Below are 13,834 nucleotides of genomic sequence, written 5' to 3'. Positions count from 1 at the left end.
TTTCGCCGCACTGAACATTCAGTTGTGGATCAGCCTTGGCCTTCGCCTACTAAGGAAAACGACCAGCAACCACAGGATCAGAGAGCCCGTCGATATCGCCAAACCGATTTGCTCTGACCAATGGTGAGGCAAGCTCAGGATGATCTGTTGCCCCTTAAGACCAAACAGTGAGGAATCGACTGTGAGGACCCCAAAGGTGTCATGCGCGGCAACAGTCAGCTCTTGCCCGTCAGCAGTTCTGGCCTCCCAAAACTCCCAGAATTGAATGGGAACCACGACAGTTTCCGCGTATTCCAAAAGTTTAATTTCCGCGCGGCGATGCCCGACTTCAATGACGACCCTTCCCTCATTTGCTTGTGAGATCTCATCAGCAAAAGCTTGCATCTGGGCATTTACGGGCATGCGCTTACGCATCTCTTCGTTATCATAGCCAAGTTCGGCCTTGAGGCTGCGTACCATTTCCGGGCTCAGATACTCAGAAGCCCCGGGCTGAGGGGAACTTGTGTCGTAAGGGGTTGAGATCCAATACTCCGAGGCCTGAATGACTTTGAAGGTCGGCAAACTTGCCAACACAATACACAGCACCAAAACAGAGCGTTGGACCGTTTCAAACCGAGCGGCCAACACAGCAACGGCTATTGCAGCCGAAAAATCTACGAACACCATAAGGCGCCAAGGAAACTGGACTTTCTGAATGATCCAGTTTTCCCAAATCATCGCCGACAAGTTCGTATTGAGAAAGACAACCAAAGCCGTTGGTAACAAAATCCAAAGTCTGACGTAGGACTTGGAATAGGCCAGAGCGAGCAATGTAAACGGGATGACCGTCAAGAAACTCCATAGAATGGTTTGGCCGAATTCCGGGACCACTTGCCCTCCGCTCAGTTCAAACAACCAACGGGTGGCGATAAAGTGCTTTGTATAGAGCAGATCATTGGCGACGTGTTCGACAAGCACAACCGCTGGCAACCAGTAGAAACACGTGAGCAGCAGCCCTAGGCCTCCCCACAGGGTCACCTCAAACAGAAAAACCCCAAACGCTTCGTGTTTAAGAAGCTTTATTATTGCAAAAACCAAGACCACAAGTGCGGCAACATGGGCGGCAAGCAAGGCTGTGGGCAGGTGGCATAACACGGTGCCCGCAGCCCCAAGGGTGAGAACCCATTTGCCTCGCCCACCTAAGCGGATTGCGTCTATGCCATAGGCAATCAAAGGGATGAACGCATACGCTGCAAACTCACCCAGCGCTTGCCGCACATACCAATCTATAAGGATATGGTAGGGCAGGATCGTGTACGCGATTGCGCCATAAACGGCCGCACCGGACGCAAAATACCGCCTTAGGAACAGATAGGCCGTAAAGCCGCTCATTGACCAAAACAGAGCGGTGCCGAGCATTATGGTAGTAGAGATTTCACAACCACCGCATAGCGGAGAAATGAACGTTGCCATAACCCAAAATGGCAAAGGACCATAAAAGAAAAAGTCGTATCCGCCCAGGCCGGACCACAACCCCGGAAGATGCCGCGGAAACAACGCCCCCGACAAGTAAGTGCTTATGTACTGGTCTAACCACGGGTAGTTGTACGACGCGCTGTGACCCACAGAAAAACCAGAGGCCAGGAATAGGGTCAAACCTAACAGGCAAACTGCGCCGACACTGACTTTATTCAAACCCGCACCTGACTTCCCATAAAACCCCGCGCATCCTGACCGGTTTGCCCTTAACGGCTCTATTTCATCTATCGATCGAGCCTCAACCAACCATCGAATTACAGCACAACTATGCAGAAATTATGTTAGGGTTTCACACAAATTGGGGGTTATTCAGAAACAGCGCCGCGCGGATGGCTTCGTGATCTTTGGGGGCAGCATGTGCCGTGATTGCGACCGCAGGGAAATTGCACCAACCGACATCCAATGCACGAACCCTTGCCAGAGTACGAAAGAGACGACGGCTCCCGTTGGAGCCTCAACGATCAGCGGCGCTTGAACCTTCCAATCCAGATCCGATCCTGGTGTTTCGTGCAACACCCGCAAAGTCGCCTCAAACACCTATTGATGAATCTGAGGCATCAACAAACCGCTGTTCGATGCGGGCGCTCGAACGCATATTCCCGCGCAAAAAAGATCACTTCCCATACTGCAGTATATTGGAAAAAGAGGCTTACGGGATGGGCACGGCTAATCGCGCTCAACACGTGACAGATCAGAACGAACAGCGACGTTAAGCGCCGTATATCCGAAGTATGGCTAGGGTAGAAGGCTCAGTGACGGACAGAAAAACTATGTCTGGCCTTCCAAGGGGTGTCTTTGCTTCGCGACCCCTTGGCCCTCTTTGGCGCTTAATAGAGCTGCGGCCGTTAGTGCCTTTGGCAGCAACCACCGCTTTTCCCTATTTGAGACCGCAGGGAATACCCAGCGAGGTCTGGCCGTCACACAAATCTATTCACGTAGTTCTCTAGTATTTCCTGGCGCCCAGATTGTGGCTCCGGGTTTATGCCCTCATTTAGAACTCGAGCAGAGATTTCTTCCAGACTGCTGCCTAACATGGACGCCGCTTCGGGAGTGTTCCAACCGGAGTATCGATGCGAAAGTGCGTCTTCCAATCCCCCATCTTCAATCATAGCCGCTGCAGCTTTCAAACCGCGTGCACATATGTCCATCCCTCCGACATGGGCCGCCACCAGATCAGTTGCGTCAATCGATTGCCGACGAATTTTTGCGTCAAAATTTGTGCCCCCGGTCGTGAAGCCGCCAGCTTTCAGGATGTAATAGTAAGCGAGAGCAACCTCTGGTGTGTTATTGGGGAACTGGTCTGTGTCCCATCCAGACTGATAGTCATTGCGGTTCATATCAATCGAACCCAGCATTCCTTCGGCTGCGGCAACGGCAATTTCATGCTCGAAGCTGTGTCCGGCCAGGATCGCATGCCCCTGCTCGAGGTTTAGCTTTACCTCGTTCTCCAACCCGTACTTCCTAAGAAACCCAATACAAGTCGCGGCGTCGTAGTCGTATTGGTGTTTGGACGGTTCCTGAGGTTTGGGCTCTACGAGGATAGTGCCTTTGAACCCAATCTTGTGCTTGTACTCCACGACCATATTCAGAAAACGGCCCATGTGGTCCAGTTCGGTTTTCAGGTCCGTGTTCAACAGGGTTTCATAACCTTCTCGCCCGCCCCATAGAACGTAGTTTTCACCGCCAAGCTTATGGGTTGCATCCATGCACGATTTCACCGTTGCCGCCGCAAACGCAAAGACGTCAGGATCTGGGTTTGTACTAGCGCCCGACATCCAGCGACGGTGGCTGAACATGTTGGCCGTACCCCAAAGTAGCTTGGTGCCAGACACTTGCATTTTTTCACCGATGTAATCGGTGATTTCCTCCAGAGTTCTCAGGTTGTCGGCAAAATTACCTTGGTCAGGCCGAACGTCAGCGTCGTGCCAGCAAAAGAACGGCTGGCCCAAAAGCTCAAACATTTCGAACGCGATATCCGCTTTCAGGCGGGCGCGGCCCATATCATCCTGCGGATGCCACGGGCGTTCAAATGTAGGCCCGCCAAAGGGATCTCCGCCTTCCCAAGCGAAGGAGTGCCACCAGGCCACTGCGAACCGCAGGTGGTCTTCCATACGCTTACCCATGACAACTTCATCCGGGTTGTAGTGCCGGAAGGCCAGCGGGTTCTTACTATCCACACCTTCAAACTGGATCTTCTCGATCCCTTCAAAAAAACCGCTTGGCATATCTGCCCCCTATTCTGATTTTTGCGCTGGCTGCTTGCCCAGAATGATCATCGACAAAAGATCGTCATCCGTGACGTCTGCGATATCGACCGTCCCAACCAGTTTTCCGTTCTTCATGACCGAGGCGCGGTCACACAGTTCCATGACGGCATGCACGTCGTGATCGATCAGGAATATCCCGATGCCTTGTGCTTTGAGCTGATGAATTAAATCCGCCACCATCTGCGTTTCATGCGGGCCCAGCGCCGCTGTCGGCTCATCCATAATCAGAATGCGCGCGTTGAAGTAGACTGCCCGAGCAATCGCCACAGACTGTCTTTGACCGCCCGACAAGGCGGAAACCGGATCACTGAACTTTTGAAAGTTCGGGTTGAGCTGCGCCATGATCTTGCGGCACTCGGCCTCCATCGCGGCGTCATTGACCAACCCGAAAGGCGTCGTCATCTCACGCCCCAGAAACAGGTTCGAGGTCGCGTCCAGGTTGTCGGCCAAGGCGAGTGTCTGGTAGATGGTCTCGATATTGTTTGCCCGCGCGTCGCGCGGGTTTCCGATTTCGACTGGCTTGCCATCGATCAAAATCTCACCGTGATCCATTTGATAGGCGCCGGACAGCACCTTGATCAACGTCGATTTCCCTGCCCCGTTGTGCCCCAGCAGGCCAACCACTTCTCCGGGATAGAGATCGACCGACACATGGTCGACGGCCTTGATGCCTCCGAAAGAAATCGAAATGTCGCGCATCTCGACCAGTGGCGGCGCACCGGAGCCGCGGCCGGAATTGGAGGGAGTTTTCTGCGTATCCTGTGCTTGCATCACTTTGCCCCCAGCCGCTTGCGGTAGACGATGTCGATATAGACGGCCAGCACTAGGACGCTACCGACCACGATGTTCTGAAACGGTGCATCGACGCCAACCATAGCCATCCCCGATTGAAGAGCCTGCATGATCAACGCGCCAAGGATCGCTCCATAAATGGTGCCGATACCACCGGACAATGCGGTGCCTCCGATAACCGCAGCAGCGATGACCCGAAGTTCGTCCAGCGTGCCGATGTCGTTCGAGTGGTTGGCCAGACGAGCCGAGGCCACGACGGCGGAAACGGCGCACAAAAAGCCCATCAAAGCAAAGATCTTCACAGTCAGAAGACGTGTGTTGATGCCGGAGAGTTCTGCCGCGTCCGGGTTGCCCCCAGTGGCAAAGATATAGCGGCCAAACCTGGTTTTCCGCGCCACGATGGTCAGGGTAACGGCGACGATGATCAGGATAAGAACTGAGATCGGTATGCCGTATCCGACAACCAGCCCCTCGGGCATCGTCTCTCCGCGCGCTTCAAACATACGTTGCAGACGGCGCGTCGGAATGGCGTAGCTGTTGACGATGTAAACATAACCCAGAATGGCAATTGCAATAATCCCGGCCAGGGTCGTCTCAGCCCATACAGGTTTCACAGGGAAACCGTGCGCGGCTTTTGCACGCCGTCCGCTCCACAACGCCCAGATCGCGATTGCAGTCGCAAACAAACCGAACAACCAGCTTGTTGTGGTCCCCAACGTGCCGTTGGTCCCCCCAAACATAAGGAACGTACTGTCCAGCGGACCGATCGTTTGACCGCTGGTTAAATACCAAGCCACGTTTCTCCAAACCAGAAACCCACCAAGCGTTACGATGAAGGCCGGAATAGTCAGGTATCCGACCATCCAGCCGTGGAATGCCCCTATCAGAGTCCCCACAAACAGACCGACAACGATTGTGATTGCCCAGGTCGCCGGGTGGTTCAAACCCATCCCAAGTATCTGTGGCAAAAGTTCGGTTTGCGTCATTGCCATCACAGCCGATGTAGTCGCCAGCAGCGCGCCCACCGACAAATCGATGTGTCGCGTGACGATAATAAACACCATCCCGCACGCCATAATGGCGACCGAAACCGTCTGGATAGACAGATTGAAGAGGTTGCGAGGGGTCAGGAATCGCCCATCTGTAAAGATGTTGAACCCGATACACAGGATGACAAACGCGCCGATCATTCCCAAAAGCCGCATATCCAGTTCCAACTGCTGGAACAGGCTGGGTTTCGCTTTTTCAGGTATCGGCTGAGACGAAGTTTCGGTCATTTCCGATCTTTCATATTCAGCATTTGCCCCAGGCCCAGACTAAGAGGCCCAGGGCTGAGTGGTTTAGTTACAAGGGGCAGGTCCGTTTTCAACGCCCTGGCACAGATCCTCAAGCGGGATCCATCCAGCATCCACGACAACGGTCAGGTTGTCTTTGGTGATCGGAACGGGCGCAAGGAAGACCGAATTCATTTCGGTTCCACCCGGCGACGTCCAACTGATGGCGCCTTCAACATCTGCGGGGCTTGTGCCACCGCTCAGTGCAACAGCGATTTCACCGGCAGCCTTACCAAGCTCACGAGCATCTTTCCAAACTGAAACAGTCTGAGTGCCCAGCGCAACGCGGTTTAGCGCGGCGTGATCCCCATCCTGACCAGACACTGGAATACCTTCCATGCCCTGCGCGGTCAGAGCCGCCACAACGCCACCTGCAGTGCCGTCATTTGAAGCAACAACGGCGTCCACGTTGTTTTCATTCGCTGTCAGGATCTGCTCCATGTTGCGCTGCGCGTTCGCAGGCAGCCAGCCATCCGTATAGGCTTCGCCAACGATTACGATATCACCGCTATCTACCGCTGCGCCGATGATCTCTTGCTGACCACCCCGCAGGAAGTCCGCGTTCGGGTCGGTCGGAGAGCCTTTGATCATCACATAATTGCCCTTGGGCATAGCCTCAAAGACAGCGCGAGCCTGCATTCTGCCAACTTCAACGTTGTCGAAGGTCAGGTAGAACGCGCGGTCATCTTCAATCAGACGGTCATAAGCGATAACCGGAATGCCTTCGTCAGCCGCGGCCTGAACTGCTGGACCAATTGCCTGCGCGTCCTGCGCCAGAATAATCAGTGCATCCACGCCCTGAGCGATCAAGCTTTCAATGTCCGACAGCTGCTTTGCAGACGATGACTGCGCATCTGCCGAAATGTATTCAGCACCGCCGGCCTCCAGCGCCGATTTAATGGCCGCCTCGTCTGTCTTCCAGCGCTCTTCCTGAAAGTTCGACCAGCTTACGCCAACCACCGGCTCTGCGAACGCAACCGAGGCCAACAAAGTGGCCGCAGCCGAGAAGCTGAGAATTCTTTTCATGATTTCCTCCCATTTGCCGAGCCATCGTATTTCGATTCGCGGCTCTCACAATTTTGGATATCATATTTATTTCAGCCGGTAAAATATTTACTCTACAAGACGCGCCGAAATTCAAATAGATTGGTCCGAAATCAAGATTCGCGAGGACAACATGCTGAAAAGCAAAGCCTCTCCCATTTCTTTAGAACAAAGAAATACGACCCGCCTACGGGTCTTGGAGCACATCAGAGCCAAGGGATCCGTCTCGCGGATCGATATTGCATCGGCCCTACAAACCAGCCCGGCGACCGTCACTGCGGCAACGTCCGATCTGATCTCGGCGGGGCTGATCAAAGAGATTGAAAGCGAAGCGCAATCGAAGTCTGGTAAGAGAGGCAGACCCAGAGTTTTGCTGCAATTGGACGGCCAAAAGCATCTTGTGGCCGGCATAAAGGTCGCCCGACAAGTGATCTCGGTCATTTTGGTCGACTTTGAAGGTAACGAAGTCGCTTCGCACAAATACACGCTGGAACACGCCAGAATGTCTCCGCAAGAGTTCGTATCGGCGATCCGCAAAGCACTTGAAGAAACCTGCGGTCAGATCGACCTTTCCGTGGCCCATTTGGCGGGCGTTTCGATTGGAATTGCCGGACTGGTCAACGCAAACAGAAATTTTGTCCACTGGTCGTCCTCAATTACTGAAAGAAATATTGATTTCAGTAACCTACTGTCCAGTGGGCTGCCCTGCCCTGCATTCGTTGACAACGATGCCAATCTTGTTGCGAAAGCCGAACAGCTCTTTGGTCTTGGCAAGGGCCTAAAGAATTTCCTCGTCGTCACGATCGAACATGGTGTCGGACTGGGGATTGTTCTGGATGGCAAACTGTATCGTGGCGAAAGAGGCTGCGGCGCTGAGTTTGGACACACTAAAGTTCAACTGGACGGTGCCCTGTGCCAATGCGGCCAACGCGGGTGTCTTGAAGCCTATGTTGGCGACTATGCGTTGATCCGGGAAATGACGGTCACAGGACAAATCAACGAGATGGAATCCGTTTCCGACATACATGACCGCGCCTATTCAGGTGATGAAAGAGCGGCGTCGGTGCTGGCCCGCGCAGGTCAGATGTTCGGCCTCGGAATTTCAAACCTGATCAACCTCTATGACCCTGAATGCATCATCGTCTCAGGGGCGCAGATGAGCTTTGAACATTTGTGTTCAAGCGAAGTAATGACCCGCATCCGAAATGGGGTCGTGAATGTCGATGCACCGCTGCCAGAGATCAAAGTTCACCATTGGGGCGATATGATGTGGGCCAAGGGCGCCGCGGCTTATGGGATCGAACAAATCTCGATTCTCAAGGTAAAGGAGCTTACGGCGAATGCGTCCTGAGCTTGCTGCATTTATGGCTTTTGCAACCGCTGCGAATGCGGACATTACTATGCCCGAGTTCACAAAACTGGATGTCCCGAAACACGTCTATGACGGCGGTTGGGAGCATTTTGTTGGCGGCGGCGTGGCTGTGTTTGATTGCAACGGGGATACTCTGCCAGAACTGTTTTTAGCTGGAGGGTCCGAGCCATCTCAACTGTTCATAAACACCTCGGCGAATGAGATTGCTTTTCACGCTGAAACGCCAGAAGACCTATCGCTGACGGGAGTGACGGGCGCCTACCCTCTTGACCTTGATAGCGACGGCATAATGGATCTTGCGGTTTTGCGTGTTGGCACTGACTTGCTGCTGCGGGGAAAGCCAGACTGCCAGTTTAGCCCCTTTGACGAAATCGGATTTGAATCAGAGGATCACTGGACAACGGGTTTTTCAGCGACATGGGAGAACGGACAAAACTTACCAACTTTGGCATTTGGCACCTATGTTGATCGGTTTGACCCCGATGGCCCTTTCGAGGCTTGCGGGCCAACGCTTTTGTATCGGCCCAATGGTGCCTCATATCAGGAGCCCCTCCGGCTTGAACCCGGCTATTGCTCTCTCTCTATCCTGTTTTCGGATTGGGCCCGAACGGGCCGCGCGGATCTTCGTGTCAGTAACGACCGACACTATTATGTTCGCGGCGGCCTAGAGCAGTTGTGGGCGATGGAACCTGAACCGCGGCAGTACTTGGAGGACGAAGGATGGCTACCTTATTCGATTTGGGGCATGGGGATCGCCTCACGTGACCTCACAGGAGATGGCTTCCCCGAAGTCTACCTGACTTCAATGGGCGACCAGAAACTCCAGGTTTTCGATCCAATGACAAACGGCCCAACCTGGCGCGACGCGACCTACGAAAAGGGAACGACGGCGCATAGACCGCATATCGGTGGCGACGGCCGACCATCGACCGGGTGGCACGCTCAATTCGGAGACGTCAACAATGACGGCCGGGACGACATTTTCGTCGCCAAAGGCAATGTTGAGCAAATGCCCGACGCCGCTTTGAACGATCCCAACAACCTATTACTGCAAAGCCCCCACGGTCAGTTCTTTGAAGCATCGGCAGATGCCGGCGTTGCATCGATGGCCAAGTCTCGCGGCGCGGCGCTTGCAGATTTGAACAACGACGGGTGGCTGGATCTGGTGGTCGTCAATCGCAGCTCAGAACTCGAAGTCAGCCAGAACACTTCACAAGGTGGCAATTGGCTATTGTTGGATGTGACTCAAGATCAGTCGAACCGCGCCGCTATCGGTGGATTTGTTGAAGTCAAAACCTCACAAGGTATTCAGACCCGTGAGCTAACAATTGGCGGCGGCCATGCAGGCGGTATCGCTGGGTTCCATCATTTTGGTGTCGGAGAAGAGGACCATGTGCAGGTTCGCGTGATCTGGCCAGATGGCTCGACTAGCGAGTGGTTGGAATACCTCCCCAACCAAATAATCCGAATTCAGCGCTGACTATTGATCGACCGGAAGTCCACTTGGAACTTGATCGGGCACGCCCAGACGCACTGCCGGGTCTTCTAGGCTATTCAGAAAACTGAGAAGAGCGTCGACCTCCTGATCCGTCAGACTAACCTTTGACAAGCTGTTGCTTTGGGCAATTGCGTCCAAGTGCTGAGCATCCAACAGGGCCTTTTGATCTTCGGAGTTTGGGAAGTCCGGTAACGCGGCTTTCTCGATCGAATAGCTTCGCAATGACGCTACCGGGTCCAAATGGTGACGGACAATGTCCTGAAGTTCGGCATAAGCTCCGTTATGTCCGTAAGGAGCGGTCAGCGTCACGTTGCGGAGCGATGGTGTACGGAAAGCAAACGCGTCCTTGGCGTCGCCCGTTACGCGCAGACGACCGTCATCCCTGACATGGTTTTCAAATCGCGCTGACTTTCCCGGGCCAATCTGCGGCAGTGCTATCGAGTGGAACTTGTGATCCGTCTGAAACCAGCCCGAGTGGCAGTCACTGCACCCGGCTTTTCCGTAAAACAAATCCATGCCAATTTCGGCCTCTTCCGCCAATGCGGCCTCACCCCGCATGGCGCGATCAAACGGGCTGTTATCCGCGCGCCATTCAAAGGCAATAAAATCGGCGATTACATTGGCAATTGCCGTGAACGAGATTTCCTCACCCGGTGCAATTTCGTCGAACCTTTGCTCGTACTCAGGAATGGCGGCAACACGTTCTGCTATCAGATCCCATGCGCCGCCCTCTTGGGTCAGAAAACCAAGGCGAACTGCTTTGCTGACGTCGTTCTCAGAGTAATGACCTGCCATTTCGTCTGGCGACAGAACCGGGAACATGGCCTGTGCCGCCAACGCGGATTGGAAGCCAGGCCGCATATGAGTGCCCAGCGGCGTTCTGATGCCATTAGGTTGCTCTGGGTCTGTCTCTAGTCGCCCATCATGAAAGAACGTCGTGAACTCGGTTGCGCCGAGGTTCCAAAGACCTGGTGAGTTTCGGGGAATGCGTTGTTCCGGCGCATTCTCTGGGTCCAGCACTCGCTCTGCCCCCAGACCAATTCCACCCTCTCCTATACCCAGGGAAACCCCGTCTGAGGTGCCAAGTTCGGGATGGTGACACGTCGCGCAGCTGATGTTCTTGTTGCCAGATAAAATCGGGTCGTAATACAGCAACTGCCCCAGCTGGGCACTCGCAAAGTCAGGCTCAAGGAATTCCGGCAGAGGGCCAAGCGTCTGGGCACGCGAACCAACCGCTCCCCCGAACGTTAAAGCAAGAAACAAGAAGAGTGCGCTAGCTCGCATGCAGATCCTCAGACACCTCTAGAACAAGTTCCTGCCGATAAGGGTTTTCGGGAGAATACATGATTGAGGGAAACGACGGGATGTTAGGTGCGTTCGGATAGCCAGATGGCTCTATGCACAAACCGCGAGCGGCATGAGGCGGATCTGTCATCTTATAGCCCGAATAAACCTGCGCGCCGGGCTGGTCAGTGTAGACAGTCAAACCAAGGCCAGAGGGCGCTGTGAACTCCGCTATTGGAGCTATTTGATCACGATAATGATCAAAACAAAAATAGTGGTCGATCCCCTCGGAAACACTGCCAATTGCTTTGGGTTTCGAAAAATCCAGCACGCTTTCCTTGGTCGTTTTTACCCGGCCAGACGGGATTCCTTGATCGTCAACCTCAAGATAGCGATCTGATGCCAGTTTAAAGGTATGTCCATCAACACCGTCAGCCCCTCCCAAAGTATAGTAGTTATGCTGGGCGATGCTTATCGGCGTTGACCGTCCCGGTTGCGCGGTGATCGAATAAACCAAACGCGGAAACTGCATACGGACCCTGACCTCAAACCTGACCTTCCCGGGAAAGCCATTTTCCCCGTCTTTTGAGACGTAGCTCAGCAAAACCTCATTGGAAGCAATCTGTTCAAGATCCCAGAATTGTTTGGATAGCCCATCGGTTCCGCCGTGCAGGGTGTTTTTGCCCTCATTGGCGTTCAACTCAAAATTTGCGCCCCCCAATTGGAACCGCGCGCCACCGATACGGTTCGCAACGCGCCCAACAATTGCGCCCAGATAGTGGGTATCCGAGAGATACATATTCGGGTCGTCAAACCCAAGTATGAGCGGCTTATCCTTGTACCACCAGCCCTGTGTTACAGCCCCGTAATTCAGGATCGAAAGGCGCATGTCCCCATCGGTAAGAATAGCTGTTTCGATCCGAGAGGACTTTGCCATTTCTGCATTCATCTTGCTGCCAGCGGCGCTAGCGCTGTGTAGAATTGTCTGTATCGCATGTATTCGTTTTCATAGGCGTCAATCAGATCGCCACGAGGTTCGATACTTTCCTGGATTTCCGGCGGCGACATGACTTGGGCTGGCTTGGCGTTGGTGACAGCACATATCGCAAGGCGCGCAGCCCCCATAGCGGCACCGAACTCACTACTTTTTGGCAAGTCAAGTGGAACTCCCAAAACGGTCGCCAAGGTTTCCAGCCAAAACCGAGATCGCGCACCCCCTCCGACCGCCATCAGACTGGCCGGCTTGGTTCCGGTGCTTTTCAATGCCTCCAGACAATCTCTCATGCCAAATGAAACACCCTCCATAACGGATTGGGTCAGATCAACCGGTTCAGATGAAACGTCCACGCCCAAAAAAGCACCTCGGATATTGCTGTCGTTGTGCGGAGTCCGCTCTCCTGACAAGTATGGTAGGAACGTGATCGAGGATGGCCCATTCAACTTTTCGGGCATCGCTGCAGCCAGTTGCTCCACGGGCTTGCTCAGGTTTCGCGATAGCCAGTTCATGCTGTTGGTTGCTGAAAGCATGACGCCCATTTGTATCCATCTATCGGGGACGGCGTGGCAAAAACAATGAACGGCAGTTTCCGGCGCCGGGGCGTAAGCCTCTCTGGCTACAAGCAGCACACCCGACGTTCCCAGTGAGACAAACCCAGCGCCATCATTGATGCTTCCGATCCCGCAAGCTGCGGCGGCATTGTCACCAGCGCCGCCCGCCACAACAACGGATTTCGAAAGCCCCCACTGCTGCTTCAAACCCGCCTTCAACTCTCCGCCTGGATCACTGCCTTCGACCAAGCGCGGCATCTGATCTAGACTCATGTGACCTATGGCAAGCGCCTTCTCTGACCACTGCCGCGTATCCACGTCCAGCCAGGATGTTCCCGCGCTGTCTGATACGTCAGAGACATATTCTCCGGTCAACCAGAACCGTAAATAGTCTTTCGGCAGCAGCACCTTGCCTATCTTGGAGAACACGTCAGGCTCGTGCGTTCGCAACCACTCCAGTTTCGGCGCTGCAAAACCCGGAAATACGATGTTCCCGGATATCCTGCGCATCTCGGGCGTTTGATCGAGTATCCTCGCTTCATCTGCTGACCGTGTATCGTTCCACAGAATACAGGGCCTCAACACTTCGCCTTTTTGATCCACAAGTGTCGCGCCGTGCATGTGACCACTTAGGCCAATACCGCGCAATTCTGAGAACGCTTCTGCATTACTTGCACGGAGCTTTGCGACAACTTCTTCACAAGCTCTGATCCAGTCCAAGGGGTTCTGCTCGGACCAACCAGGCTTGGGAGTCGAGGTCGAAATGCTGACTTCGGCATCACAGGCCACACGACCGGTTTCATCTACCAGAATTCCCCTGAGACCCGACGTTCCCAAATCCAACCCAAGATACATTCGGAGTTACTCCGTTAATTATTTTAGCAAATAAAATTATTGGAAACGGCGTTCTTGTCAAGGCACCGTCCAAGGAGCTCAAAGCAACCCCAGTCAGGCTTGCAAATCTTCCTTCTTGCTGTGCGCATCTCAGGCTCCCAACACTGGCCCGGAACGTTTCTCTTCCCCGTTTCTAGGCAGATTGAAGGTTGCCTGAATCGAAGAATTTTCTCGTTTTCAGATGGTAGCTGCAAACCGCAACAGCTTCTTCGAAAAGACACAGCTGTGGCCATCAGGCCAAGACTTCAATCCTCTACTGCTGCAGTGTCGAGGCCGATGGCCG

General features: G+C 53.9%; 10 protein-coding genes. 2 read left to right on the top strand and 8 right to left on the bottom strand.

Annotated elements, in window-relative coordinates:
• Positions 1-18: 18 nt before the first annotated feature.
• From ACR0EO_RS07215 to xylF, 5 genes are all read right to left on the bottom strand, one after another.
• Positions 19-1,674: a hypothetical protein gene (locus ACR0EO_RS07215; RefSeq protein WP_480688427.1), complete on the bottom strand. Its 1,656-nt coding sequence runs from the start codon at positions 1,672-1,674 to the stop codon at positions 19-21.
• Between the two features lie 761 nt (positions 1,675-2,435).
• Positions 2,436-3,743 (bottom strand): xylose isomerase, encoded by a 1,308-nt coding sequence (gene xylA, locus ACR0EO_RS07210; protein WP_480688425.1) that lies wholly within the window; start codon positions 3,741-3,743, stop codon positions 2,436-2,438.
• A 9-nt stretch (positions 3,744-3,752) separates the two neighbouring features.
• Positions 3,753-4,556, bottom strand: coding sequence for an ATP-binding cassette domain-containing protein (locus ACR0EO_RS07205; RefSeq protein WP_480688423.1), 804 nt, complete (start codon positions 4,554-4,556; stop codon positions 3,753-3,755).
• Entirely contained in the window at positions 4,556-5,854 is a 1,299-nt protein-coding gene (locus ACR0EO_RS07200) for a sugar ABC transporter permease (RefSeq protein ID WP_480688421.1), read from the bottom strand. Before ACR0EO_RS07200 ends, ACR0EO_RS07205 begins: the two co-directional genes overlap by 1 nt.
• 63 nt (positions 5,855-5,917) lie before the next feature.
• Positions 5,918-6,937, bottom strand: coding sequence for a D-xylose ABC transporter substrate-binding protein (gene xylF / locus ACR0EO_RS07195; RefSeq protein WP_480688419.1), 1,020 nt, complete (start codon positions 6,935-6,937; stop codon positions 5,918-5,920).
• A 151-nt stretch (positions 6,938-7,088) separates the two neighbouring features.
• On the opposite strand from xylF, the gene ACR0EO_RS07190 reads away from it, so the two are divergent.
• Positions 7,089-8,306, top strand: a complete 1,218-nt coding sequence (locus ACR0EO_RS07190) for an ROK family protein (protein ID WP_480688417.1) — start codon at positions 7,089-7,091, stop codon at positions 8,304-8,306.
• On the top strand, positions 8,296-9,807 hold the full coding sequence (locus ACR0EO_RS07185) for a CRTAC1 family protein (protein ID WP_480688415.1): 1,512 nt from the start codon (positions 8,296-8,298) through the stop codon (positions 9,805-9,807). Before ACR0EO_RS07190 ends, ACR0EO_RS07185 begins: the two co-directional genes overlap by 11 nt.
• Here ACR0EO_RS07185 and ACR0EO_RS07180 read toward each other — a convergent pair whose 3' ends face one another.
• The 3 genes from ACR0EO_RS07180 to xylB are packed head-to-tail and all read right to left on the bottom strand — an operon-like array spanning position 9,808 to position 13,512.
• Positions 9,808-11,109 carry a cytochrome-c peroxidase gene (locus ACR0EO_RS07180; RefSeq protein ID WP_480688413.1) on the bottom strand — a complete coding sequence of 434 codons (1,302 nt, stop codon included), beginning with the start codon at positions 11,107-11,109 and terminating at the stop codon, positions 9,808-9,810. It abuts the gene before it with no gap.
• Positions 11,099-12,046 carry an aldose epimerase family protein gene (locus ACR0EO_RS07175; protein ID WP_480688411.1) on the bottom strand — a complete coding sequence of 316 codons (948 nt, stop codon included), beginning with the start codon at positions 12,044-12,046 and terminating at the stop codon, positions 11,099-11,101. The genes ACR0EO_RS07180 and ACR0EO_RS07175 overlap by 11 nt, the downstream gene beginning before the upstream one ends.
• Positions 12,047-12,054: 8 nt before the next feature.
• Entirely contained in the window at positions 12,055-13,512 is a 1,458-nt protein-coding gene (xylB, locus tag ACR0EO_RS07170; protein WP_480688409.1) for a xylulokinase, read from the bottom strand.
• Between the last annotated feature and the right edge of the window lie 322 nt (positions 13,513-13,834).

The sequence above is a fragment of the Ruegeria sp. BE9 genome, from assembly GCF_056538765.1.
Note: the sequence above shows the minus strand (reverse complement) of the source record. Positions and strands in the feature narration are given on the sequence as shown.

Bases quoted from the DNA above. Each gene is read 5' to 3' on its own strand.
- xylA (WP_480688425.1), bottom strand. From the start codon at position 3,743: ATGCCAAGCGGTTTTTTTGAAGGGATCGAGAAGATCCAGTTTGAAGGT.
- ACR0EO_RS07205 (WP_480688423.1), bottom strand. From the start codon at position 4,556: ATGCAAGCACAGGATACGCAGAAAACTCCCTCCAATTCCGGCCGCGGC.
- ACR0EO_RS07200 (WP_480688421.1), bottom strand. From the start codon at position 5,854: ATGACCGAAACTTCGTCTCAGCCGATACCTGAAAAAGCGAAACCCAGC.
- xylF (WP_480688419.1), bottom strand. From the start codon at position 6,937: ATGAAAAGAATTCTCAGCTTCTCGGCTGCGGCCACTTTGTTGGCCTCG.
- ACR0EO_RS07190 (WP_480688417.1), top strand. From the start codon at position 7,089: ATGCTGAAAAGCAAAGCCTCTCCCATTTCTTTAGAACAAAGAAATACG.
- ACR0EO_RS07185 (WP_480688415.1), top strand. From the start codon at position 8,296: ATGCGTCCTGAGCTTGCTGCATTTATGGCTTTTGCAACCGCTGCGAAT.
- ACR0EO_RS07180 (WP_480688413.1), bottom strand. From the start codon at position 11,109: ATGCGAGCTAGCGCACTCTTCTTGTTTCTTGCTTTAACGTTCGGGGGA.
- ACR0EO_RS07175 (WP_480688411.1), bottom strand. From the start codon at position 12,046: ATGGCAAAGTCCTCTCGGATCGAAACAGCTATTCTTACCGATGGGGAC.
- xylB (WP_480688409.1), bottom strand. From the start codon at position 13,512: ATGTATCTTGGGTTGGATTTGGGAACGTCGGGTCTCAGGGGAATTCTG.